The sequence below is a fragment of the Streptomyces sp. KL116D genome (assembly GCF_030766975.1).
GTDB lineage: Bacteria > Actinomycetota > Actinomycetes > Streptomycetales > Streptomycetaceae > Streptomyces > Streptomyces longispororuber_A.
The window spans coordinates 929,530-952,580 of the sequence record NZ_JASERH010000136.1; the positions used below are offsets into that span (position 1 = coordinate 929,530).

Consider the following 23,051-nt stretch of genomic DNA (forward strand, 5'->3'; position numbering starts at 1 on the left):
GCCATAGGTTTTGTGGCGGGTTGTGGCGGAAGCGGTGACAGTAACTCCAGTACCTCACCAAGGAGTTCCAGCGTGAACATGCAGGAGGCCGCAGACAAGGCCGACGCCCTAATCGCTCAGACCTTTTCTTCGGTGAAGCCTTCGCTGGAGTGGACGCACGATGCATCTGACAGCGGAACGTGTACCGATGCCCCGGAACTTGGCGACGTCACGCGCCGCGCAGCGGTCATGACCCAAGTTTCCGAGGAGCAGAGAGGGGCACTGCTCGGATTCATCGAACGCAACTGGAAGAAGTCGGGCTATAAAATCACCAAAGTCAACTCCGACAAGGAGTTCCCCGCCATCTTTGCCGATGCTGGTGACGGGGTATTGAAGATGGGGTTGACCGTGGGCTACAAAGGCCAGTTCTTCCTCGATGTCCAAACGGCGTGCGTCGAAAAGTCCAAGGTGGCGCAGCCCACCGCATCGGGCAAGGGAACTGACTATTCCGGGAAGAAGGTTCCCACGCCCAACGTGCACTCCGACTTCTGGTCTTCCAGTAAGTAGCCCTCCTAGGGTTGTCCCGCAACTGCTGGTTACGGAACCGGCCAGTGCGCGGAAACCGCGTAGGGCCTGGAAGATCCCCTGCGGCTACCATCTTGGTCAATCGGCGATCAGTTACGGGACAGTCCTCAGCGCCCGTCAAAGCCCTTGGCTTCTGTCAGCCCAGCGGGATCGGTGCTGTCGCAGGAAGTCGATTCCTATGCGGTGCTGGTTGTACCGAACGTTGAGGTTGCCTATCAGCTCGTGCGTGAAGCCATCCACGACTTTGAGGTCATCCGTGATCAGCAGCGCACCATTGTCGAACCTCACATGACAGTTGGGGCACAGGCAAAGGATGTTCGACACAACGTCCGGGCCGCGATGGGGCTCGCCCAAAGCCTGTATGTGAGCCCCCTCGCTGTACGGGACTCCACCCGCGTCGACGACCACAGGGACACGGCAAATTTGGCAGACGTTGCCGTAGATCGACTTGACCTTGCGGGACGCCCGCGTGTTTCGGACTCGGCGTTGAGCGGTGATGTAGCGGGCCGTGGCGCGCTCAAGGTCAGTCATGTCGTCGTCGGCCTCAACCGCGACGTCGTCTGCAACAACCTCTCCCTCGTCTCTGACGAGACGGAACTGCCACATGAGGTGGCCGCGCTCCGTACGGCAGCTCCAATGTTCCTCGACGAGGTACAGGCCCGCATACTGGTAGCCGCCGCGCGCCTTCCCGCTCCGGATATCCAAGCCCCGCACGAAACGAATCGGTAGACCTTCTCGCTCATTGAGAACCAGCCCTGCGTTGCGCCCGGTCAGCTCTTGATCCTTGGTTATATGGCGCTGCTTGTCAGGGTCACCACCCATGGCTGTGTAGATCACGACGTCCCCTTCGTCGCGATCAGCCGCATACCCACCACTCGCCACGATGGAGTCAACTCCCTCGCGATCCGACCCGGAGATCCCCTGCCCACTGAACCGATGCACGTTCGCCGCATAGAGTTCAGCGTGCCCGCTGAACCACTCGCCTGGGGCGACGCCAGGGGGAGGTCCGAAGTAGATCTTCTTGGGGGCTCTGCGCGATGGAGTCGACATGCATGCATGCTGCCGAACCACCGGTCAACCCCCGCTTGGCTCCGCGCCATTTGGGCACTAAACGATCACACATTGGCTTGAATTGATCGCCAGCAACGTGCCCGTGAACGCAGCCAGGCACGCCTACCCTTCGGCCTCCAAGACTGAGTGCGCGCCCTCCAGTACATCCTCCGGGTCATACCCGTGAGCACAGGACCACCGGAGCAGATCTGCGACCATGGCCACCACAGCCGGCTTGTCCAGCAGCGGGTCAGCACTGGTCAGGTCACCGGCCCCTCGATAGAGGCGAAGGAGCGCTTCGGCTCGATCAACACGGTTGTCTGCCACGTGGCTTCCTGGGTACCGAAGCCCGGTCGCCAACTCACACCAGACCACCTTGCGGTCCGCCTTGAGGAGCACGCCCCAACGATCAGCGAGGGCATCAACCAACCTCATACCGCGTCCAGTCTCTGCCTCATCAGCGGCGTCAAGGAGTGTGGGAAGAGCTCGCAGGTCGGGGTCCTGCACCTCGATGCGCAGATACGTCCCGTGCATCGACAAGGCGAGTCCGGTGGGCGTACCAGGTCCCACATGAGTAATGACATTGGCGACCAATTCGGACACACAGAGCTGGGTGGCTTCAATGAGGTGACGCAACCCCCAGTACCTCAGGTGGAGTCGGACGATTCGCCGCAGGCCAACCACCTCGATGGGCTCCGCCGTGAAGGCCATGTCCCACGGCTTGCGGAACACGCAGTTCTGCTGCGTCACAGGCTTCCTCCCTGTAGAGGATCGCTACCGCCACCATTGATCAACTCGACCTCTTTGGACGGTGCTTGGCACACCGCGTCTCCTAGGGCCATCCACACAGCGTGACTGCCGCACATCGCTTTGTGCAATTTGCACGAGGGGATTCCCACCATTGAGTGATTGGCAAGCGCACGCGTTGGCGCGGAGACTGACCTCGCTAGCGAGAAGGGCGACAAAATGGCGGGATCCCCGACGGCGCGACGACGGCGGCTGTCGATCGAACTGAAGAAGCTCCGCGAAGCTAGCGGCCTGACCTGTGCACAGGTCGGGACCGAGCTGGACTGGAGCGCCTCCAAGGTGAACCGGATGGAGACCGGGACCGGACGCGTTCAGCCCTCTGACGTTGACGCCCTGAGTCGCCTCTACCAGACCAGCGATGACATGCGGGAGTTCCTCAAGTCACTCGCGCGACAGGCCAAGATGAAGGGCTGGTGGCAGGTTCACGGCTCGGGCGTACCCGAGTGGTTCAACATCTATATCGGGCTGGAACAGGAAGCCTCGTCGTTCTGGCAGTACCAGTGCGAGTTGGTGCCGGGGTTGATGCAGACGACGTCGTACATGACGGAACTGCACGTCGCCGGTTCGCACATGGCGCCGGAGGACGCAGATCGGGCGATTCGCGTACGGCTCGAACGTCAGGAAATGCTGACGCGCTCGGGAGCGCCCGAGGCGTGGTTCATCGTCCACGAGTGCGCCCTCCGACAGGTTATCGGCGACCGCTCCATCATGCGTGAGCAGCTTGAACGTCTGCTTGAAGTCGCAGAGTTGCCAGCCGTCACGTTGCAGGTCCTACCGTTCGACTCCGGCACCCATCCAGTCACCGGACCTTTTACGATCTTGGGGTTCCCCGACCAGCACGACCCCGACATCGTCTATCGAGACGGCATCACCGACGCTACATACCTGGAGGGGGAGCATCATGTTCACGAATACACGAGGGCATTCAACGGGTTGAGGGCAGCAGCCTTGAGCCCGCAGCGCTCTCCTCAACTGGTGAAGAGCATCCTCAAGGAGCACGCGCGATGAGCCCCAATGAACTTGCCGAGTTGAACCAGCTCGCCTGGCGCAGGTCGTCCCACAGCAACGGGGCGGGGGGCGAGTGCCTGGAGTGTGCGGCCCCTTTGGGCACAGGCGCCCTGATACGCGATTCCAAGGCCGTCGACGGCGACATCATCCGGTTCGGAACACGGGCATGGTCCCAGTTCCTCCGCTCGGTGCGCTGACGTCTTCCGCAGGTGGAGGTCCAGGTCCGGCGCCCTGCACCGGTGGGGTGGTGAGTGTGGATTGAGTCGGGTGCGGGCCGGTGGGCTGCTCTATTGGATTGCGTGGCTGGTGCCGGTGGGTGGTTGCTGATGCCTCCCTCCCTATCGACCTTGCCTGTCAGCTAGTTGGGGCTGGCGTTCTCCGGCTGGGGATTCGTTGGGGAAGCGGTGTTCGTCACAGGGCGGAAGGCGGCCTTCGGGGGTGGCCGCCACTCCCTGCGGGTGGGCGAGTGCGGGCTTTTCTGCGGTGCGGTTCGCAACTCTTGTTACTTGGAAGGGTGTTGGGAGCTCAGGCCATGGCTTGGTGTTCCTGGATCAGCTGTGTCACTCTCCGTCCAGGCGACACCACCGCCCCGTGAACAAGTCCATACACAGGTGACCCCCGCGAGGCGCCAACCTCCGGGGGTCCGGCATCAGGAGCACCAACTCCCCATGCAGATTCATCGTATCCGCCGGCATGAGCGGGACTTCACCGTCATCGCCAACAAGGCCATCCGCGATCCGCGTCTGTCCCATACTGCGCGCGGCATCCTCGTCTACGTTCTGTCGCTGCCCAGCGGCACCCAGGTCAACGTCCGGACGCTGAGTGACGGGTTCCCGCAGGGGCGGCTCGCCGTGTCCAAGGCCGTCAAGGAGCTGCGGGAGCTGGGGTATTGGGTTACTCGGACCGAGCGGGAGCCTGCTACTCGGCGGATCGTCTCCAGCGTTGACGTGTACGAGGTTCCGGCGGCCGGTGAGCCGGTTCCCGGGCGGGTGGGAACCGGGGAATCGGGAGCGTTTTCCCCTGACGGGGGGATGGACTCCTATGAAGACGGGGGACAAAGCCCTCCCTGCCCTCCCGCTGCGGAGGCGGAGGCTGTGGAGCCCGTGGAGCCTGGCCTCGGTGATCCTCGGGCCGCCGAGAGCGCCCGGATTCTGCGGCGGCTCGGGGTGGTCGATCCGCGGCTTCAGTTGTCCGAGCGGCGGGTGCGGGAGCTGGTGCCCGAGGTGGGGGTGTGGCTGGAGCGGGGGGCCTCCGCCGCCGAGATCGTCGATGCCGTGAGCAGTGGGCTGCCCGCCAAGGTGTACTCCGCCGCACGGCTCATCGCCGATCGGCTGGTGCGGAAGCGGCCCGCGCGGAAGCGGGCGTGGCGGCGGGTCTTCGAGTGTCCTGAGTGCCGGGATCCGTTGCCGTGGGGGCAGGAGAGCGGTAAGTGCCGGGACTGTGGGGAGAGTTCGGGGGTGGGGGTGCTCGCGGCGTGTTCTGGTTAGCGTGGTGTTCATGCATCGGAGCCGTCTCTTCGCCGTACTGATCGATACGCCCAAGGAGCAGGCCGGGGACGCCGTGGAGTTCTGGCGGCAGGCCCTTGGGGTCGAGGTCGAGACGGAAGTGGGGAACGAGCAGTTCACCATCCTGCACGGGGCCATCGACGGGGCCTTGCCGCTGTGCAGGCCCTGGGAGGGGATGGGGATGCTCCTCGGGTGCATCTCGATGTCGAGACCGATGACGTCGACGCCGAGACCGCCCGGCTGGTGGGGCTCGGGGCCGTGCAGGTCGGGGAGTGGGCCGGGTGCCGGGTGCTGCGGGTTCCTGGTGGGCACATCGCCTGTGTCGTGCCCGTTCACAGTGAGGCGGAGGTGTTCGCGGCGCGGGCCAGGACCTGGGGTGCGTGACCCGGGGCACAGTTCAGGGGGCGTCGGAGTGCGGGCGTGGGGCCCGGCGTAGCCTCGCAAATGGCGTCGAAGGGCGTCAGCGTTGACATAGCCGACTTGCCGACCTGCCGGAGGGTTTCATGGCCGCCCGCATTCCTACCGCCCCCATCGCCGCCGCCGGCCTCGTCGGGGGGTACGCCGTCGCCCGGTTCACCAAGAAGCGGCAGTTGGGTGGGGCCGTGCTCGCGGTGGCGGGGGCCGCCGCCGCCACGCAGTGGACCAAGGTGCGGGGCGGGAAGGTGGCGGGGGCGCTGACCGGGGCGTACGTCGCCGCGTTCGCCGGGTCGCATCCGCTGGCCAAGAAGGTCGGGGCGTGGCCCGCCGTCTTCGGGGTCGCCGGGGCCGTGGCCGCCACGTCGTACGTGGTGGTCGACCGGCGTGCCCACTGACCGGGCCGTACGACCGGTGATCGCGGCCGCCGTGGCGAGTCTCGGCGGCTACGACCACGTGGATGCCGTTGCCGTGCCGCTGCCCGCGGGTGTCGACGCGGTCGAGTTCACCCGGCGCGTGTTCACCGGTACCCCGGGGTGGGTGCACGGGCTGCTGCGTGCCCGGGACCGGCTCGTCGCGCCCTTCGGGCTTCAGGTGCAGGAGCGGGGGCCGTCCGCCACCGCGGTGGAAGTGGGGCGGAAGGTCGGGCCCTTCCGGGTACTGGCGGTGTCTCCCGAGGAAGTGCTGTGCGGGGACGACGACCGGCACCTCGACTTCCGTACCTCCTTCGCCGTGCGTCGATCCGGCGGTGGTCAGGGGGCCGTGGGGGTGTGCACGACCGTCGTGCGGTTCCACGGGACCGGCGGGTATCTGTACCTGCGGGCCATCCAGCCGTTCCACCGGGTGATCGTGCCGCGGGCCCTGCGGGCCGCCACCGCCGCCTAGGACCGGTGGCTCAGGACGTTCACGACCCGGCCCTGCGGGTCGCGTACGAAGAAGCGGCGGACGCCCCAGTCCTCGTCCCGCAGGTCGTGGACGATGTCGGCGCCCGCCGCCTTCATCGCCGTGTGGACCGCGTCCACGTCGTCCACCTCCACGCTCACGTCCGGGACCACCGGGGCCGTCTCGTCGTGCGTGAGGAAGCTGATCTGGGCCGTGGGGTTCGTCGGCGACGTCATGGTCAGGATCCAGCCCAGGTCCATGGCCTCCGCCAGGCCCAGCGCGCCGTAGAAGGCGCGGTTGGCCGCCAGGGCCTCGGGGGACTCCACGGGGACGTTCGGGACGATTCTGCGTACGGTCATCTCCCCTGCCTCCCCCGGAACGTCGACCGGTACGCCCCCGGCGACACCCCCACCACCGCCTGGAAGTGCTGGCGCAGCGACACCGCCGTGCCGAAGCCGGTCTCCGTCGCCACCCGGTCCACCGTGTAGTCGGTCTGCTCCAGCAACTCCCGTGCCCGGTCGACGCGTTGGCGGGCCAGCCAGGTCATCGGGGTGAGGCCCGTCTCCTCGCGGAAACGGCGGCTGTACGTACGGACCGACATGGCGTCGCGGGCCGCGAGATCGGCCAGGGTCAGCGGTTCGGCCAGTCGGGCGAGGGCCCAGGCGCGCGAGGCCGACGTCGAGGTGAGGCCCGGCTCCTCCAGCGGGCGGCGGATGTACTGGGCCTGGCCGCCCTCCCGGTGCGGCGGCACCACCGTGCGGCGCGCCACCTCCGCCGCGACCGCCGCACCGTGGTCCTCGCGGATCATGTGCAGGCACAGGTCGATGCCCGCCGCCTCGCCGGCCGAGGTCAGGACCGCGCCCTCGTCGACGTAGAGGACGTCCGCGTCGACCGTCACCTCGGGAAACGTGCGGGCGAAGAGGGCCGACGACATCCAGTGCGTCGTCGCGCGGCGGCCGTCGAGCAGGCCCGCCGCCGCCAGCACGAACGAGCCCGTGCAGATCGATGCCACCCGGCCGCCCCGGGCCGTGACCGATCCGATCACCTCCGCCAACTGCGGTGGCAGGGAGCCGGGTCGGAGCGTCTCGTCCGCTTCGTGGGAGGCCGGGATCAGGAGCGTGTCCGCCTGCGCCGCCGTCGCCGGGCCGTGCTCCGCGTAGATCGGGAAGTCGGCGTCCGTACGGACCCTGCCGGGGCGCGGCGCGCAGGTGCGGACGTCGTAGAGGCGCTCCCCCGTCGACGGGTCGCGGGCCGCGCCGAAGAGCTGGTGCACCAGGCCGAGTTCCATGGGCAGGACGCCGTCCCTGACCAGGACCGCCACCGGCGACACCCCCACCGGGGGCCCCTGGTCGTCCCCGTGCTGTCGTCCCGCCATGGCTGGACCCTTTCACGGAGGGCCGGGGCACGGCAGCCCGAGACCGCCGTCTCACCCGTCGGCCCGGCCCACCGGCCCGCCCGCCGCGGCGTTAGCCTCCCGGCCATGGCGGATTGGACCCTGCGGCCTGCCACGGCGGCCGACGTGACGGCGGTGGCCGAGATACGGGCCGTCGCGATGCGTCCTGACCTGGAGCGGCTCGGCCGGTACGACGAGGGGCGGGTGCGGCAGCGGCTGCGCGACGCGTGGGCGCCCGCGCACACCTGGGTGATCGAGGTGGACGGGGAACTCGCCGGGGCCGTCGCGCTGCGCCGGGCGGCGGACTGCTACTGGTTCGAGCACTTCCTCCTCGCCCCGGAACTGCAGGGCAGGGGCATCGGGACCGCCGTCCTCGACGCGCTCCTGGAGCGCTGCGACGCCGAGGACGTGCCGGTCCGGCTGAACGTGCTCCAGGGCAGCGCGGCCCGCCGGCTGTACGAGCGGCGCGGGTTCGCCGTCGAGCGCGAGGACCCGGTCGACGTGTTCATGGTCCGCCACCCGCCCACCGGCACCGCCTGACCGGACCCCCACGCCACCCGCACACCGGCACCGCCTGACCGGACCACCACGCCGCCCGCACACCGGCACCGCCTGATCAGACGGCCGCGCCGGCCCGGGGCCGTACCGCGGACAGCGGCTGCGCGATGTCCTCCAGCGACCGCCGCTCGGCCCGTACCGCGAACGCCGCCGCGACCAGGCCCGCCAGACACATCAGCGCGGCGCCGACCTGGAAGGCCAGGACCGTGTCGGCGACCCTGCCGCTCTTGGTGAGGTCGGCGAAGAGGAGCGGGCCGCTGATGCCGCCGGCCGCCGTGCCGACCGCGTAGAAGAAGGCGATCGCCATCGCACGGGTCTCCATGGGGAAGATCTCGGAGACCGTCAGGTACGCGCTGGAGGCGCCCGCCGACGCGAAGAACAGGACCACGCACCAGCAGGCCGTGAGCGTCGTCGCGGTCAGCGAGCCGCGGTCGAAGAGCCAGGCCGTGCCGAAGAGGAGCAGCCCGGAGAGCAGGTACGTCGAGGAGATCATCACCCGGCGGCCGACCGTGTCGAAGAGCTTGCCGAGCAGCAGCGGGCCCAGGAAGTTGCCGGCCGCGATGACCGCGAAGTAGTAGCCGGTCGAGCCCGTCGGCACGTCGTAGAACGTGGTGAGGATCGCGCCGAAGCCGAAGGTGATCGCGTTGTAGAGGAACGCCTGGCCGATGAAGAGGGAGAGGCCGAGGGTGGTGCGGCGGGGGTAGGACCGGAAGACCGTGCGGGCGATCTCCACGAAGCCGATGCTCTTGCGCTGGTGGATGGTGATCTCCCCGGCGGGCGGCGGGAGTTCGGCCCCGCCGCGTTCCTCGCGCACGCGTTCCTCGACGCCCGCGACGAGCGATTCGGCCTCCTCCGCCCTGCCGTGGATGAACAGCCAGCGCGGGCTCTCCGGGACGTTGCGCCGGACGAGCAGGATGACCAGGCCGAGGACGACGCCGAGGCCGAAGGTGAGCCGCCAGCCCACGTCCTTGGCGAACAGGTCCGTGTCGAGCGCGACGATCGAGAGCAGCGAACCGCCGATCGCGCCGAGCCAGAAGCTGCCGTTGATGATCAGGTCGACGCGGCCGCGGAAGGCCGACGGGATCAGTTCGTCGATGGCCGAGTTGATGGCCGCGTACTCGCCGCCGATGCCGAAGCCGGTGAGGAAGCGGAAGACGAAGAACCACCAGGAGGAGAAGGAGAAGGCGGTGAGCGCGGTCGCCGCCAGGTAGACGGCCAGGGTCAGCAGGAAGAGCCGCTTGCGGCCGAAGCGGTCGGTGAGCCAGCCGAAGAACAGTGCTCCGGCGCAGGCGCCCGCCACGTACAGGGCGGCGGCGATGCCGGTGACCTGGGCGGACGAGATCGGCAGTCCGCTGCCGGACTCGGACAGCCGGCCGGCGATGTTGCCGACGACCGTGACTTCCAGGCCGTCGAGGATCCACACGGTGCCGAGGCCGATCACCACCATCCAGTGCCAGCGCGACCACGGGAGGCGGTCGAGCCGGGCGGGGACGGCGGTGGTGACGGTTCCGGTTTCGGTGGCTCCGGCGGGGCGGGGGCGGGGGTGCTTGTGGGGTTCCGGGGACATGGACCCTCCTCGTCGAGGGAACGGAACCCTTCGAGTCCCCCGCCGAGCAGGCGTTACGCCCACGCGGCTCCGCCCCGGACCCCGCTCCTCAAACGCGGAGGGGCCGGATCCCGCTACGCCCCGAGCGCCCGCGACACCGTGTAGATCAGCAGCCCCGCCAGCGATCCGACCACCGTGCCGTTGATCCGGATGAACTGCAGGTCGCGCCCGATGTGCGCCTCGATCTTGCGGGACGTGTGCTCCGCGTCCCAGCCCGCCACGGTGTCCGTGATGAGGGAGGTGATCTCGGCCCGGTACGTGGTGACGACGTACACCGCCGCGCCCTCCACCCAGCCGTCGACCTTGGCCTGCACCTTGGGCTCGGTGGCCATCCGCCGCCCCAGCGAGAGCAGCGACGCCCGCACCCGCAGGCGCAGCTCGCTGCGCTCGTCCTCGGCCGCCGCGACGATCATCGAGCGGACCGCCGACCAGGTCGAGGCGATCAGGTCCTGCACCTCGGAGCGGCCGATGACCTCCGACTTCAGGCGCTCGACGCGCGCCCGGGTGTCCGAGTCCGACTGCAGGTCGCCCGCGAAGTCGCGCAGGAAACGGTCGACCGCGCCGCGCGCCGGGTGCTCCGGCATGTCGCGCATCTCCGTGATGAAGCGCAGCAGCTCCTTGTAGACGCGCTCGCCGACCCGCTTGTCGACGAACCGCGGGGTCCAGCCGGGGGCTCCGCCCTGCACCGCGTCCATCACGGAGTCCGAGTGCAGGACCAGCCAGTCGGCGGCCCGCCTGCACACCAGGTCGACGACCCGCTTGTGCCCGCCGTCGGCGACGACCTTCTCCAGCATCTTGCCGAGGCCCGGCGCGATCTCCGCGTTGTCGGCGCGGCGGGTGATCGCCTCGCCGACGACGGCCTGCACGTCGGAGTCGCGCAGGACGGTCAGGGCTCCCCTGAGCGCCGTGGCCAGCTCGGCCGTCACCCGGTCGGCGTGCTCCGGCTCGGACAGCCAGGCGCCGAGCCGGCTGCCGATGCCGACGGCCCGCAGCCGGTCCCGTACGACGTCGCCGGAGAGGAAGTTCTCCCCGACGAACTCGCCGAGCGAGAGGCCCAGTTGGTCCTTCTTCTTCGGGATGATCGCGGTGTGCGGGATGGGGATGCCGAGCGGGTGGCGGAAGAGCGCGGTGACCGCGAACCAGTCGGCGAGGGCGCCGACCATGCCCGCCTCTGCGGCCGCCGCGACGTATCCGGCCCAGGCGCCGGCGCCGGAGTGCTCCGCCCAGGTGGCCAGGACGTAGACGACCGCGACGAAGACGAGGAGGCCGGTCGCCGTCAGCTTCATCCGGCGGACGCCGCGCCGCTTCTCCTCGTCCGCGGGGCTGAACTCCGCGGTGAAGCGGCGGCCGGTGCGGGATTGGGCCGGGGCCGTGCGGGCATACTCCCCACTGTCCGGTTCACCCGCTTTGTCCGCCGCCCGGCCCGGCGCCTCCTCCGTCACTCCGCCCGGTCCGTTCAGTCCGCCAGGTCCGCTCTGCCCGTACGGTCCGTGCGGTCGGTCCGGTCCGCTCGGTTCGTTGCCCACGTCGCCGTCCACTCAGCCACTCCGCTTCGATCATCCGCGTCGGTCCCGCACGTCGGCCGTGCGCATCGCCCTGTATGACGCGCTGCCGCGCCGATCGCCTTCCCGTCGCCCGCCCGGCCGACTGTCGTTCCGCTCACACATTGTCCCTTCCTGACCTACTACCGGAACGAACCACGAGTTCCCGGCGTCTCCATGGTCGGAGGGGGGCAGTGTCGGCCCCCTTGTTCGACGGTCCTGCCCCATGCCGCATCATGGGTTCATCACACCGGAGCCTCGGGCTCCCCCTGCCCGAGGAGACACACACCGCATGACCAGGCGTCACGGTTATGCCTTGTTGGCCGCGCTCGTCGCGGTCGTCGTAGTGATCTCGGCCGCCATATACGTCGGTTTCTCCGGCGTGTTGCGCGGCGACGACGGAGAGATCCAGGCGGGCGGCGCACACCCGCGCGGCTCGGCCGCACCCGCCTCCACCGGTACCTGGGCGGGCAGTTGGTCCGCCTCGCCCGCGGGTGCCGAACCCGGCACGGAGACGAACGGGTTCTTCGGCCGGTCCATCCGCAACGTCGTGCACACCAGCATCGCCGGCACCAGCGCCCGCATCACGCTCTCCAATCTGTACGGGCAGCAGCCCCTCAGCATCACGCACGCCTCGCTCGCCGTGGCCTCGGCGCCGGGCAGCCCGGCGGCGCTGGCCGGCACGGTGCGGCGCCTCACGTTCGCCGGGAACACCTCGGTCGTCATCCCGGCCGGCCGCCAGGTCCTCAGCGACGCCGTCCGGCTCAAGGTGCCCGGCGACTCCGACATGCTGGTCACCACGTACTCGCCGACCCCGTCGGGACCGGTCACGTACCACCCGCAGGCGCGGCAGATGTCGTACGTCGCGAACGGCGACCTCGTCGAGGAGCCGAACGGCACGCAGTACACCGAGCAGAGCCCGTACTGGCGCTACGTGACCGCGCTCGACGTCCTCAGCAACGAGGCGCAGGGCACGGTCGTCGTCCTCGGTGACTCGCTCACCGACGGCATCACCTCCACGATGGGCGCCAACCGCCGCTGGACGGACGTCCTCGCGGCGCGGCTGCGCACGGAGTCGGGTGCCCCGCGCTACGGCGTCGTGAACCAGGGCATCAGCGGCAACCGCGTCCTGTCCGACGGGTACGGCCGCCCCGCCAACAACCCGAGCGGCCTGTCCCGCTTCGAGCGCGACGCGCTGAGCCGGTCCGGGGTCCGGGCCGTCGTCATCGACCTCGGGATCAACGACATCCTGCGCAACCCGCAGCAGACCGACCCCGACAAGATCGTGGAGGGCCTCCAGGAGCTGGTCCGCCAGGCGCACCAGCGCGGTCTGCGGGTCGTCGGGGCGACGCTCATGCCGTTCCAGGGCCACCGCGGCTACAAGCCGCACCTGGAGACCGTCCGCCAGGGCGTGAACGAGCAGATCCGCGGCGGCAAGGTCTTCGACAGCTACGTCGACTTCGACAAGGCGCTCCGCGACCCCTACAACCCCCGCAAGCTGCTGCCGCAGTACGACTCGGGCGACCACCTGCACCCGAGCGACGCGGGTTACCGCCGAATGGCACAGCGCTTCGACGTCTCGGCCCTCAGGGGTTCAACGGGCGCGGAACTCTAACGAGCGGCACGGCTCCCCGCCCACAACCGCTGAGCTCCGCCCCGCCTCGGGCAATCTGCCGCCTGGGACGGCTCCCGACCCATAACGTCGGGACCGCCCCCGCCTTGGGCAGTCTCCCGCCCGAGGACGGCTCCCCACCCACAACGTCGAGCCCACCCCCGCCTTGGGCAGTCTCCCGCCCGAGGACGACTCCCCACCCACAACGTCTGGGCCGCCCCAGCCTTGGGCAATCTGCCGCCTGGGGCGGCTCCCCACCCCCGCCTTGGGCAATCTGCCGCCTGGGGCGGCAGGGTGGGCAAGGCGGCACCCCGGTGCCGCGCACCACTCAACGCAGGGCGCAACCACGACGCAGCGAGAAACCCCGGTGCGGCGCACCACTCACGCGAGCCCCGGCCACGGCGCGGCAGAACGCACGGCGCCGCGCAACAGTCACCCAGAGGCCCGGCCACGGCGCGGCAAAGACCCACGGCACCGCGGAGCGCTCAGTCCCGGTGCCGGCGGTCACGCCGATCGCGCCGCTCCTCCAACCGGTCAAGATGCTCCTCGATCCGCTCCCGGTGCCGGTCGAACCGCTCGGCGTGCCGGTCGAACCGATCCCCGTGCAACAGCTCGTGCCGCCCCCCACCCCCCTCAAGAAGCCCCCGCCGCGCCGCCTTCCGCTCAGCCTTGAGCCGCTGCCGCTCCGCCCGCGTCACCTTCCGCTCCACCCCGACCCCGCCCCAGAACGCGAACCCGGTCACCACCACCCGCGGCGCCCCCGGATCCCCGGGCACCCCTTCCTCCGAGTGGTCGAAGCCGCCCATGATCCCGATGCCGCGCACGACGACCTCGACACCGGGCGGCACCACGACGTTCAGCCCGCCCATGATCGCGACGCAGTTCACGACGATCTCCTTGGCCTCGAAGTTCGCCTCGCGCAGATCGATCTCACCGCCGCCCCAGAACGTGAAGCAGTTGAACTGCCGCGGCGCCGTCCACCGCCCCTTGCGCTGGAACCCGGACAGGACGCCGACGCCCCACGTGGACGTGGCCTCGCCACCGATCCGCGCCGCCCAGTCGACCGCGCCCTCGGGCAGCGGCCCCTTCACCAGGTTCACCGGCGCGGTCGGCGCCCCGGCCCCCGGCAGGTCCCGGGTCAGCGGCGCCAACTCCCGGTACGTACGCGCCTTGTACGTCGCGTCGAGCCGCTCCTCGAACTCCTCCATGTCGAGCCGGCCCTCGGCGAGCGCGTCCCGCAACCGCTCGGCGACCTGCTCGCGGTCGGCGTCGGAGGCCCGCAGATCGGGCGCCGCGGAGGCGTCGTCGGAGCGGTCGGGCAGGTCTGCGCCGGAGTCTGCGCCGGATGAGTCCGTCATACGGTTCAGACTAAGGGCGTCAGGGCGCGACGGAGGCGTCCCGGGCGTACATCCGCGCGATCACCGACTCGATGTCCGGCTCCCGGACGGAGAGGTCCGCCAACGGGTACCGCTCGGCGATCCGGGCGACCAGCGGCGCCGCCGACTGCCCGGCCGGGAACGCCAGCCACTGCCGCGCCCCCTCCACCCGTACGACCCGGGCGAACTCGACGTCCAGCGGCGGCAGTTCGCGCTCCAGGTCCACGACGAGGGTGCGCTCACCGCCGCCGAGGTCGTGCAGTCCGTCCAGTTCCCCGTCGTACACGAGCCGCCCGTGGTCGATGACCATGACCCGGCGGCACAGCTGCTCGATGTCGGTGAGGTCGTGCGTGGTGAGCAGGACGGTGGTGCCCCGCTCCTCGTTCAAGTCCCGCAGGAATCCACGGACCTTGACCTTCGACACGACGTCGAGGCCGATCGTCGGCTCGTCCAGGTACAGCACCTCGGGGTCGTGGAGCAGCGCCGCCGCGATGTCCCCGCGCATCCGCTGCCCGAGCGAGAGCTGCCGTACGGGCACCTCCAACAGGTCGCCGAGTTCGAGGAGTTCGACGCAGCGGGCGAGGTTCTCGGCGTAGCGCCCGTCCGGGATCCGGTACATGCGCCGCATCAGCCGGTAGGAGTCGATCAGCGGCAGGTCCCACCAGAGCGTCGTGCGCTGCCCGAAGACGACCCCCATCCGGTGGGCGAGACGCGCCCGCTGCCGCGACGGGTCGATGCCCGCGACGCGCAGCCGGCCCGCGCTCGGCGTCAGGATGCCGGTCAGCATCTTGATGGTCGTCGACTTGCCCGCGCCGTTCGGCCCGATGTAGCCGACCATCTCGCCGCGCGCCACGGTGAAGGAGAGCGAGTCCACGGCCCGTACCTCGTGCCGCGTGCGCCGCAGGAAGCCCGCCTTGCGGCGCACGTCGAAGACCTTCTCGACCCCGTCCACCTCGATGAAGGCCGGAGCGGACGTCCCGTCCGGCACCGCCTCGTCGACCACCGTGTCCGACATACGTGCTCAGCTCCCTGTGCTGCGGTACGCGCGAAGTGCCGCCCGCCACGCGAGCCCCGCCGCGGCCAGGCAGGCCGCGGCCACCAGGGGCGGCGCGAAGGCGAGCGACCTGGGCAGGTCGAGTGGGTAGGGGCGGTCGAGGACGTAGAGGGCGGGCAGCCAGTTCACGAAGGCGAGCGGCAGGACGAAGGTGACGCCGCGCAGCAGGTTGTCGCCGAAGACGGTCGGCGGGTACTGGAGCATGGCGTTGCCGCCGAACGTGGCCGCGTTCTGCACCTCGGCCGCGTCCTGCGCCACGATCTGGAAGGCCGCGCCCGCCAGGAAGACGGCCGAGAAGATCGCGCCGCCGCTGATCAGCAGCACCGGCACGAGCAGCACCTTCACCGGCGTCCAGGCGACGTCCAGCGCGAGCAGCGACCACCCGAGGACGGCGAGCCCCTGCACGACCCGGCCCAGCCTGCGCAGCGCGAACCGGTCGGCCGCCACCTGCGCGAGCACCGGAGCGGGCCGCACCAGGAACGCGTCCAGCGTCCCGTCCCGCACGCGATTGCCGAGCCGCCCGAGCGATCCGGCGAACAGGTCGGCGAGCCCGAAGGCCGCGCCCGCCGTCCCGTAGAGGAAGGCGATCTCGGGCAGCGAGTAGCCGCCGAGCCGGTCGACCTGCGAGAACATCAGCAGGATGCCGACGAACTCCAGTCCCGTCAGGGCGAAGTTGCCGACGGTCGTCATCGCGAACGAGGCGCGGTAGGTGAGCGTGGAGCGGATCCACATGCCGCTGATCATGCGGAACGCACGGGCTCCGGCGCGGACCTGACCGATCGGGTCAGCCACCCTGCACCACCACCCGCCTGGTCGCGACCGTCTGCAGCAGCCGTCCCACCCCGAGGATCGCGGCGGCCCACGCGGCCTGGAAGAGGTAGCTGCCGAGCACTCCGCGACCGCCGGCCGTGCCCATCAGGACGTCGGCGGGCACCTGGAGCAGGGCCGACCACGGCAGGGCGCGGGCGACGTCGCCGAACGCGCCGGGGAAGACGTTCAGCGGCAGCAGCATCCCGCAGAAGAACGTGGCGGTGATGCCGTACATCTGCGCCACCCCGCTCGCGTCGAGCAGCCAGAAAGCGGACAGCGCCACGAGATAGCGCAGCCCGAAGCTGACGAGGAGGCCGAGCAGCACCGAGAACAGGAAGGCCAGCCATCTCCACGGCTCGGTGGGCAGCGCCAGCCGGAACACCAGCGCGCCGACCGCCATCGGTACGACACCGCGCCCGAGCAGCTGGAACACCGCCCGCCCCAGGTCCTGCGCCAGCCACCAGGCCTGGAGGTCGCACGGCCGGTACAGGTCGACGCCGATGTCGCCGCTGCGGATCCGCTCGGCGAGCTCGGCCTCGAACCCGGAGGGCACGCCGAGCATCATCACCGAGAACATCGCCTGCCCCACCCACACGAAGGTGAGCGCCTGCGCCTGGTCGTAGCCGCCGAGGTGCGGCCGCTCGTCCCACAGCGCGATGTACGTGCAGGCGATGATCAGGCCGAAGACGGTGTTCGTGAAGACGCCCGCGAACGTGGCGCCCCGGTAGGTCGCGTAGCGCCGGAACCCGCCGGCGGCGACGGCCGCGTACAGCCGCACTTGTCCCACGCACGCCTCCCGGGATCGGACCGAAGCGCAGGAGCCTAGTGGAGGGCGGGCGTCGCCTGCCACGCATTTTCGGGGTGATGTAGGAGTCTTATGTGTCATACGAGGCGTACGTGACGTACGGCGCGATTCAGGAGTTCCACAGGACATGAGCACCGACGAGCCGCAGCAGCCTGCGCAGGAGCCGACCGGCGCGGACCCGGGGAAGGCGAAGGCGAAGAAGCCGGGGCGCCCCAAGCGCACGGGCTGGCGGCGCCTCGTCCCCACCTGGCGGATGCTGCTGGGCGGCCTCATCGGCTTCGTCCTGCTGTGCGTCGGCCTGTTCGCCCTCGGCTACTTCCTCGTGGACATCCCGCCCGCCAACTCGGCGGCGACCGCGCAGAGCAACGTGTACCTGTACGCCGACGGCACCCAGATCGCCCGGGACGGCGAGGTCAACCGGGAGAACGTGAAGCTGGCCCAGATCCCCAAGACGGTGCAGCACGCGGTGCTCGCCGCGGAGGACCGCGACTTCTACTCCGAGTCCGCGGTCGACCCGAAGGCGATGCTGCGCGCCGCCTGGAACACGGTCACCGGCAAGGGCAGGCAGTCCGGCTCCACGATCACGCAGCAGTACGTGAAGAACTACTACCTGGGCCAGGAGCAGACGGTCTCCCGGAAGGTGAAGGAGTTCTTCATCTCGATCAAGCTGGACCGGGAGGAGTCCAAGGACGACATCCTGGAGGGCTACCTCAACACCAGCTACTTCGGACGCAACGCGTACGGCATCCAGGCCGCCGCCCAGGCGTACTACGGCACCGACGTCGAGAACCTGACGACCGCTCAAGGTGCCTATCTGGCAGCCCTGTTGAACGCCCCGAGCGCCTACGACGTGATCGCGCACCCGGAGAACAAGGGGCGGGCCGTGGCCCGCTGGAACTACGTCCTGGACGGCATGGTCAAGGAGAAGTGGCTGTCCGCGGCCGACCGCGCGGCCATGACGTTCCCCGTGCCCGACGAGGCGAAGGGCCAGACCGGCCTGTCCGGGCAGCGCGGCTACATCCGGGACGCCGTGCGGGACTTCATCATCGACAACAAGATCCTCGACGAGGACACCCTCGCCACCGGCGGCTACCGCATCACCACCACCCTGCAGAAGAAGAAGCAGGACGCCTTCGTGGACGCCGTCGACGACCGACTGATGGCACAGATCGACAAGGACGCCCGCAAGGTCGACCGGAACGTGCGGGCGGGCGGCGCCGCCATCGACCCGGCCAACGGCAAGGTCCTCGCCATGTACGGCGGCATCGACTACACGCAGCAGTTCGTCAACAACGCCACGCGCCGCGACTACCAGGTCGGCTCCACCTTCAAGCCGTTCGTGTTCACGTCCGCCGTCGAGAACGGCTCGACGACGCAGGACGGCCGCGTCATCACGCCCAACACCATCTACGACGGCACCGACAAGCGCCCCGTGCAGGGCTGGGACGGCGGCACGTACGCCCCCGAGAACGAGGACGGCGTCTCCTACGGCCCCATCACCGTGCGGGCCGCCACCGACAAGTCGGTGAACTCGGTGTACGCGCAGATGGCCGTCGACGTCGGCCCCGGCAAGGTCAAGGCGACGGCGATCGACCTCGGCCTCCCGGAGAGCACCCCCGACCTGACGGCGTCGCCCTCCATCGCGCTCGGCCCGGCCACCGCCAGCGTCCTGGACATGACCGAGGCGTACGCGACGCTCGCCAACCACGGCAAGCACGGCAGGTACACGCTGCTGGAGTCCATCAGCAAGGACGGCGAGGCCGTCGAGCTGCCCGAGCAGGACACCCGGCAGTCGGTCGGCCGCGAATCGGCCGACACCACGACGTCGGTCCTGCAGTCCGTCGTCGAGGGCGGCACCGGCACCGCCGCCCAGGCCGCGGGCCGCCCCGCCGCCGGCAAGACCGGTACGGCGGAGGAGGACACGGCGGCCTGGTTCGCGGGGTACACGCCGGATCTGGCGACCGTGGTCGCGGTGATGGGCCAGGACCCGGACACCGGCGCGCACACCTCGCTCTACGGGGCGGCGGGCCTGCCGCGCATCAACGGCGGCGGTTTCCCCGCGCAGATCTGGGCCCAGTTCACGAAGAAGGCGCTGGCCGGCACGCCCGCGAACGACTTCGACCTGGAACTGGAGGACGGCGCCGAGGAGTTGCCGCTGCCCACCACCCCGGCGGAGACCGACACGTCACCGTCGGCCCCCGCCACGTCCGACGAACCCGCGCCCCCGACCACCGAGTCCCCCGCCACCGGCGGCGCCACCACCGGCGACCAGGACGGCGGCACCGACCAGGGGCAGACCGAGGGCCAGACGGACGGCGGCACCACCGACGGCGGCACGGACGGGGGAACGGACGGCGGCCCCGACACCGGCGGCACCACCACGGACGGCGGCGCCGACGGCGGCGGCCCGCTCAATGGCCTGATGTCACCTTCAGGCCGACGATCGCCACAAGAAGCAGCGCGATGAGCTGCATCCCCCGGGGGACAACCCCCGGACCCCCGGCCGAGAGGCCAGGCCGCCGGGCCTGGCCCCGCCCACGGCGCATGCTCAATGACCCGACGTCACCTTCAACCCGACGATCGCCACAAGAAGCAGCGCGATGAAGAAGATCCGTGCGGCCGTCGCCGGTTCGCCGAGGACCAGCATGCCGACGACGGCCGCGCCCGCGGCGCCGATGCCCACCCATACGCCGTAGGCGGTACCGATGGGCAGGGACTTGGCCGCGTAGGACAGCAGCACCATGCTCGTGACGATGCCGGCGCCGGTGAAGACGCTCGGCCACAGGCGGGTGAACCCGTCCGTGAACTTCATGCCGATCGACCAGCCGACCTCGAGCAGTCCGGCGATCACGATCAGGACCCAGGCCATGACAGGCACCTCCGTCAGTTGCTTCAACAGGGGTGCGTCGTCTTTGCCATTGCTGCTTACCCGGTACGGCGCGTCTCGTCGGGATGACTCCAAGGTAGCAAAGAACACGCAAAAGGGGCTGGTGACGATGGTCACCAGCCCCTTCGGCAGACTGCAGACGCTAGAGGTACAGGCCCGTCGAATCCTCGGAGCCCTCGAAGCGGTCGGCCGCCACGGCGTGCAGGTCCCGCTCGCGCATCAGCACGTACGCGGTCCCGCGCACCTCGACCTCCGCCCGGTCCTCCGGGTCGTACAGCACCCGGTCGCCCGGCTCCACGGTCCGCACGTTCTGTCCGACGGCCACGACCTCGGCCCAGGCCAGGCGCTTGCCGACCGCCGCCGTGGCGGGGATCAGGATGCCGCCGCCGCTGCGCCGCTCGCCCTCCGCGGAGTCCTGCCGCACGAGCACACGGTCGTGCAGCATGCGGATCGGCAACTTGTCGTCGTGGTGGGTCTTCTCGCTCACGCCGATGAACCTACCTGTCCCACGCGCCCGTGTACGCCTTCGGGTCAGCCCTTGCGGCGCCGGGAGTTCAGCGCGAGGAACCCGACGGCCCCGACCACGACGAGCGCGACCGGCACGATCCGCTCCAGGCGCGGCGCGCCCTCCTCCGAGACGAACTGGCCCTTCACGTCCGAGACGAGCCGGTTGGCCCCGACGTACGCCCGCCCGAGCGTGTGGTCGACGTTCGACACCAGCTTGGCCTTGGCGTCGCCGACGATCGTCTTCGGATGGACCCGGATCCCGATCTCGTCGAGGGTCTCGGCCAGGGTCTCGCGGCGGCGCTTGATGTCCGCCTCGATCTGCGCCGGCGTCCGCGTATCCGGCGTACTCGACGTGTCCGACACCGCGCTGCCTCCATGGTCGCTGCGTATAGGTGGTGGACAGTCTGTCAGCTCGCGGCTACCGCCACCCCCCGGCACCCCCATTACGCCCATTACGCTCGTCCGGAGTCACCCACCCGCAAGGAGATGCGAGCGACATGAGCGAGCGACTGCAGCCCGGCGACACCGCCCCGGCCTTCACCCTCCCCGACGCCGACGGCAACGAGGTCTCCCTCGCCGACCACAAGGGCCGCAAGACGATCGTCTACTTCTACCCCGCGGCGCTGACCCCCGGCTGCACCAAGCAGGCCTGCGACTTCACGGACAACCTCGACCTGCTGGCCGGCGCCGGCTACGACGTCATCGGCGTCTCCCCCGACAAGCCGGAGAAGCTCGCCAAGTTCCGCGAGAAGGAGAACCTCAAGGTCACGCTCGTCGGCGACCCCGACAAGAAGGTCCTGGAGGCGTACGGCGCGTTCGGCGAGAAGAAGAACTACGGCAAGACCTACATGGGCGTCATCCGCTCCACGATCGTCGTGGACGAGGAGGGCAAGGTCGAGCACGCCCTCTACAACGTCCGGGCGACCGGCCACGTGGCGAAGATCATCAAGGACCTCGGCATCTGACGGATTCCGGACGACCCCACCGGGTACCCGCGCTGTGACGAAAGTCCCCTCGGACGGGGACTTTCGTTTGCGACCGCCATCATCGAGCAAGTGATCCCCTGGCACCGATTGCGTCCAGAGAAGGGATCCACCCCATGACCACCGAGACCGAGGAAGGGCCGGCGCCCGACCCGGAGGCGGTCAAGCGTCACCGGGCACTGTTCCGCGCCGTCAAGCGGCGCAAGAACCCGCCGCTGCGCCGCACCGACATCACCGTCACCGACGACACGGCGGTGAAGAGGGCGGTCAAGGCGGCCTCGCTCGGCAACGCCATGGAGTGGTTCGACTTCGGCATCTACTCCTATCTGGCGGTGACGATCGGCCATGTCTTCTTCCCGTCCGGGAACGACACGGTCCAGCTGATCTCGTCGTTCGCGACCTTCGCCGTGTCCTTCCTGGTACGCCCCATCGGCGGCATGGTGTTCGGCCCGATGGGTGACAAGATCGGCCGCAAGAAGGTCCTGGCGATGACCATGATCCTGATGGCAGTCGGCACCTTCGCGATCGGCCTGATCCCGTCGTACGCCACGATCGGCTTCTGGGCGCCGGTCCTGCTGATCCTCTTCCGCCTGATCCAGGGCTTCTCCACCGGCGGCGAGTACGGCGGCGCCTCCACCTTCATCGCCGAGTACGCCCCCGACAAGCGCCGCGGCTACTTCGGCAGCTTCCTGGAGTTCGGCACGCTCGCCGGTTACGTGGGCGCGGCCGGCCTGGTCACGATCCTCACCACCTGGCTCGGCAGCGACGGCATGGAGTCCTGGGGCTGGCGCGTCCCGTTCCTGGTCGCGGGACCGATCGGCCTCGTCGGCCTCTACCTGCGACTGCGCCTGGACGAGACCCCGGCCTTCCAGAAGCTGGAGGACGAGTCGTCCCACAAGGCGACGGACGCGGCGTCCACCGTGGAGACGACGGCCAAGGGCGACCTGGCGAAGATCTTCCGCGACTACTGGCCGACCCTGATCCTGTGCATCTGCCTGGTCGGCGCGTACAACATCACCGACTACATGCTCCTGTCGTACATGCCGACGTACCTCTCGGACGAGATGGGCTACTCCGAGGCGCACGGCCTGCTCATCCTCATCGCGACGATGATCGTCCTGATGTGCGTCATCAACCAGGTCGGCAAGCTCTCCGACCGCTTCGGCCGCAAGCCGCTCCTGATGGCCGGCATGCTCGGCTTCTTCGTCCTCTCCATCCCCTCGTTCCTGCTGGTGAAGAACGGCGCCCTGTGGGCCGTCTCGCTCGGCATGCTGATGCTGGGCCTCTCCCTGGTCTGCATGCTCGGCACGATGTCGGCGGCGCTCCCGGCCCTGTTCCCGACCCAGGTCCGCTACGGCTCCCTCTCGGTCGGCTACAACCTCTCGGCGTCGATCTTCGGCGGCACGACCCCGCTGGTGATCACGGCCCTGATCAGCCTGACCGGGACCGACATGATGCCCGCGTACTACGCGATGGCCGCGGCCCTGGTCGGCGTGATCGCGGTGGCCTGCATGAAGGAGACCGCCCAGCAGCCACTGGCCGGCTCCCCGCCCTCGGTCGAGACGCAGGAAGAGGCAGCCGAAATGGTCGAGTCCCGGGCCCCGGCACCGAAGTTCTGACCTCGCCCCGCCTCATGTGGCGCCCCCACACAGGATCGGACCGTTCCGCATTTCGTGCGTGACGGTCCGA

Annotated in this window: 25 protein-coding genes and 1 riboswitch; of the genes, 12 read left to right on the forward strand and 13 right to left on the reverse strand. The window is 69.6% G+C overall.

Annotation, left to right across the window (positions count from 1 at the left end; all coding sequences use genetic code 11):
- Positions 1 to 78 precede the first annotated feature (78 nt).
- The gene (locus RBJ77_RS52850) at positions 79 to 546 is read left to right on the forward strand and encodes a hypothetical protein (protein WP_372351574.1); all 468 of its coding nucleotides are present in this window, start codon (positions 79 to 81) and stop codon (positions 544 to 546) included.
- Positions 547 to 681: 135 nt separating this feature from the next.
- Here RBJ77_RS52850 and RBJ77_RS52855 read toward each other — a convergent pair whose 3' ends face one another.
- Complete coding sequence (locus tag RBJ77_RS52855; RefSeq protein WP_372351501.1) at positions 682 to 1,614, reverse strand: YDG/SRA domain-containing protein; 933 nt, start codon at positions 1,612 to 1,614, stop codon at positions 682 to 684.
- Positions 1,615 to 1,737: 123 nt separating this feature from the next.
- The gene (locus RBJ77_RS52860) at positions 1,738 to 2,364 is read right to left on the reverse strand and encodes an ATP-binding protein (RefSeq protein ID WP_372351502.1); all 627 of its coding nucleotides are present in this window, start codon (positions 2,362 to 2,364) and stop codon (positions 1,738 to 1,740) included.
- Between the two features lie 216 nt (positions 2,365 to 2,580).
- Between RBJ77_RS52860 and RBJ77_RS52865 the strand changes: the two genes are divergently transcribed.
- The 6 genes from RBJ77_RS52865 to RBJ77_RS52890 all read left to right on the forward strand — a co-directional run bounded on the left by RBJ77_RS52865 (position 2,581) and on the right by RBJ77_RS52890 (position 6,233).
- Complete coding sequence (locus RBJ77_RS52865) at positions 2,581 to 3,429, forward strand: helix-turn-helix domain-containing protein (RefSeq protein ID WP_372351575.1); 849 nt, start codon at positions 2,581 to 2,583, stop codon at positions 3,427 to 3,429.
- Positions 3,426 to 3,626 (forward strand): DUF397 domain-containing protein, encoded by a 201-nt coding sequence (locus RBJ77_RS52870; protein WP_372351503.1) that lies wholly within the window; start codon positions 3,426 to 3,428, stop codon positions 3,624 to 3,626. The genes RBJ77_RS52865 and RBJ77_RS52870 overlap by 4 nt, the downstream gene beginning before the upstream one ends.
- 471 nt (positions 3,627 to 4,097) lie before the next feature.
- A complete protein-coding gene (locus RBJ77_RS52875) occupies positions 4,098 to 4,916 on the forward strand; it encodes a hypothetical protein (protein ID WP_372351504.1) in 819 nt (272 codons plus the stop codon).
- Between the two features lie 174 nt (positions 4,917 to 5,090).
- Positions 5,091 to 5,318 carry a VOC family protein gene (locus tag RBJ77_RS52880; protein ID WP_372351505.1) on the forward strand — a complete coding sequence of 76 codons (228 nt, stop codon included), beginning with the start codon at positions 5,091 to 5,093 and terminating at the stop codon, positions 5,316 to 5,318.
- Between the two features lie 119 nt (positions 5,319 to 5,437).
- Positions 5,438 to 5,746, forward strand: coding sequence for a hypothetical protein (locus RBJ77_RS52885; protein WP_372351506.1), 309 nt, complete (start codon positions 5,438 to 5,440; stop codon positions 5,744 to 5,746).
- On the forward strand, positions 5,736 to 6,233 hold the full coding sequence (locus RBJ77_RS52890) for a DUF2867 domain-containing protein (RefSeq protein WP_372351507.1): 498 nt from the start codon (positions 5,736 to 5,738) through the stop codon (positions 6,231 to 6,233). Before RBJ77_RS52885 ends, RBJ77_RS52890 begins: the two co-directional genes overlap by 11 nt.
- Here RBJ77_RS52890 and RBJ77_RS52895 read toward each other — a convergent pair.
- Both RBJ77_RS52895 and RBJ77_RS52900 read right to left on the reverse strand, forming a co-directional pair.
- Positions 6,230 to 6,589: a VOC family protein gene (locus RBJ77_RS52895; protein ID WP_372351508.1), complete on the reverse strand. Its 360-nt coding sequence runs from the start codon at positions 6,587 to 6,589 to the stop codon at positions 6,230 to 6,232. The two genes, RBJ77_RS52890 and RBJ77_RS52895, sit on opposite strands and share 4 nt — an antisense overlap.
- Positions 6,586 to 7,605 (reverse strand): GlxA family transcriptional regulator, encoded by a 1,020-nt coding sequence (locus RBJ77_RS52900; RefSeq protein WP_372351509.1) that lies wholly within the window; start codon positions 7,603 to 7,605, stop codon positions 6,586 to 6,588. Before RBJ77_RS52900 ends, RBJ77_RS52895 begins: the two co-directional genes overlap by 4 nt.
- Positions 7,606 to 7,710: 105 nt before the next feature.
- On the opposite strand from RBJ77_RS52900, the gene RBJ77_RS52905 reads away from it, so the two are divergent.
- Complete coding sequence (locus tag RBJ77_RS52905; RefSeq protein ID WP_372351510.1) at positions 7,711 to 8,163, forward strand: GNAT family N-acetyltransferase; 453 nt, start codon at positions 7,711 to 7,713, stop codon at positions 8,161 to 8,163.
- Positions 8,164 to 8,239: 76 nt separating this feature from the next.
- Here the strand turns inward: RBJ77_RS52905 and RBJ77_RS52910 are convergent, their stop codons facing one another.
- Both RBJ77_RS52910 and RBJ77_RS52915 read right to left on the reverse strand, forming a co-directional pair.
- Positions 8,240 to 9,748, reverse strand: coding sequence for an MFS transporter (locus RBJ77_RS52910; protein WP_372351511.1), 1,509 nt, complete (start codon positions 9,746 to 9,748; stop codon positions 8,240 to 8,242).
- Positions 9,749 to 9,861: 113 nt separating this feature from the next.
- Positions 9,862 to 11,073 carry a DUF445 domain-containing protein gene (locus RBJ77_RS52915; protein WP_372351576.1) on the reverse strand — a complete coding sequence of 404 codons (1,212 nt, stop codon included), beginning with the start codon at positions 11,071 to 11,073 and terminating at the stop codon, positions 9,862 to 9,864.
- Positions 11,074 to 11,620: 547 nt separating this feature from the next.
- Between RBJ77_RS52915 and RBJ77_RS52920 the strand changes: the two genes are divergently transcribed.
- Positions 11,621 to 12,943 carry an SGNH/GDSL hydrolase family protein gene (locus RBJ77_RS52920; protein ID WP_372351512.1) on the forward strand — a complete coding sequence of 441 codons (1,323 nt, stop codon included), beginning with the start codon at positions 11,621 to 11,623 and terminating at the stop codon, positions 12,941 to 12,943.
- 482 nt (positions 12,944 to 13,425) lie between these two features.
- Here RBJ77_RS52920 and RBJ77_RS52925 read toward each other — a convergent pair whose 3' ends face one another.
- Genes RBJ77_RS52925 through RBJ77_RS52940 form a run of 4 tightly spaced genes read right to left on the reverse strand, consistent with a single transcriptional unit; the run spans position 13,426 to position 16,958 of the window.
- Entirely contained in the window at positions 13,426 to 14,298 is an 873-nt protein-coding gene (locus RBJ77_RS52925; RefSeq protein WP_372351513.1) for a DUF1707 domain-containing protein, read from the reverse strand.
- A 19-nt stretch (positions 14,299 to 14,317) separates the two neighbouring features.
- A complete protein-coding gene (locus tag RBJ77_RS52930) occupies positions 14,318 to 15,331 on the reverse strand; it encodes an ATP-binding cassette domain-containing protein (protein ID WP_372351514.1) in 1,014 nt (337 codons plus the stop codon).
- A 6-nt stretch (positions 15,332 to 15,337) separates the two neighbouring features.
- On the reverse strand, positions 15,338 to 16,114 hold the full coding sequence (locus RBJ77_RS52935) for an ABC transporter permease (protein WP_372351577.1): 777 nt from the start codon (positions 16,112 to 16,114) through the stop codon (positions 15,338 to 15,340).
- Between the two features lie 40 nt (positions 16,115 to 16,154).
- Complete coding sequence (locus RBJ77_RS52940; RefSeq protein ID WP_255974063.1) at positions 16,155 to 16,958, reverse strand: ABC-2 family transporter protein; 804 nt, start codon at positions 16,956 to 16,958, stop codon at positions 16,155 to 16,157.
- A gap of 154 nt (positions 16,959 to 17,112) precedes the next feature.
- On the opposite strand from RBJ77_RS52940, the gene RBJ77_RS52945 reads away from it, so the two are divergent.
- Positions 17,113 to 19,452, forward strand: a complete 2,340-nt coding sequence (locus RBJ77_RS52945) for a transglycosylase domain-containing protein (protein WP_372351515.1) — start codon at positions 17,113 to 17,115, stop codon at positions 19,450 to 19,452.
- 81 nt (positions 19,453 to 19,533) lie between these two features.
- Here the strand turns inward: RBJ77_RS52945 and RBJ77_RS52950 are convergent, their stop codons facing one another.
- The 3 genes from RBJ77_RS52950 to RBJ77_RS52960 form a co-directional block, all read right to left on the reverse strand.
- Positions 19,534 to 19,854, reverse strand: a complete 321-nt coding sequence (locus RBJ77_RS52950) for a multidrug efflux SMR transporter (RefSeq protein ID WP_255974025.1) — start codon at positions 19,852 to 19,854, stop codon at positions 19,534 to 19,536.
- Between the two features lie 31 nt (positions 19,855 to 19,885).
- Positions 19,886 to 19,958, reverse strand: a riboswitch (guanidine-III (ykkC-III) riboswitch).
- A 56-nt stretch (positions 19,959 to 20,014) separates the two neighbouring features.
- Positions 20,015 to 20,359, reverse strand: coding sequence for a co-chaperone GroES (locus tag RBJ77_RS52955; protein WP_255974023.1), 345 nt, complete (start codon positions 20,357 to 20,359; stop codon positions 20,015 to 20,017).
- Positions 20,360 to 20,403: 44 nt separating this feature from the next.
- The gene (locus RBJ77_RS52960; RefSeq protein WP_372351516.1) at positions 20,404 to 20,742 is read right to left on the reverse strand and encodes a DUF3618 domain-containing protein; all 339 of its coding nucleotides are present in this window, start codon (positions 20,740 to 20,742) and stop codon (positions 20,404 to 20,406) included.
- Between the two features lie 134 nt (positions 20,743 to 20,876).
- Here RBJ77_RS52960 and bcp point away from each other — a divergent pair, with 134 nt between their 5' ends.
- Entirely contained in the window at positions 20,877 to 21,344 is a 468-nt protein-coding gene (gene bcp, locus RBJ77_RS52965) for a thioredoxin-dependent thiol peroxidase (protein WP_372351517.1), read from the forward strand.
- A gap of 134 nt (positions 21,345 to 21,478) precedes the next feature.
- Complete coding sequence (gene proP, locus RBJ77_RS52970) at positions 21,479 to 22,981, forward strand: glycine betaine/L-proline transporter ProP (RefSeq protein ID WP_372351518.1); 1,503 nt, start codon at positions 21,479 to 21,481, stop codon at positions 22,979 to 22,981.
- Positions 22,982 to 23,051: the final 70 nt, after the last annotated feature.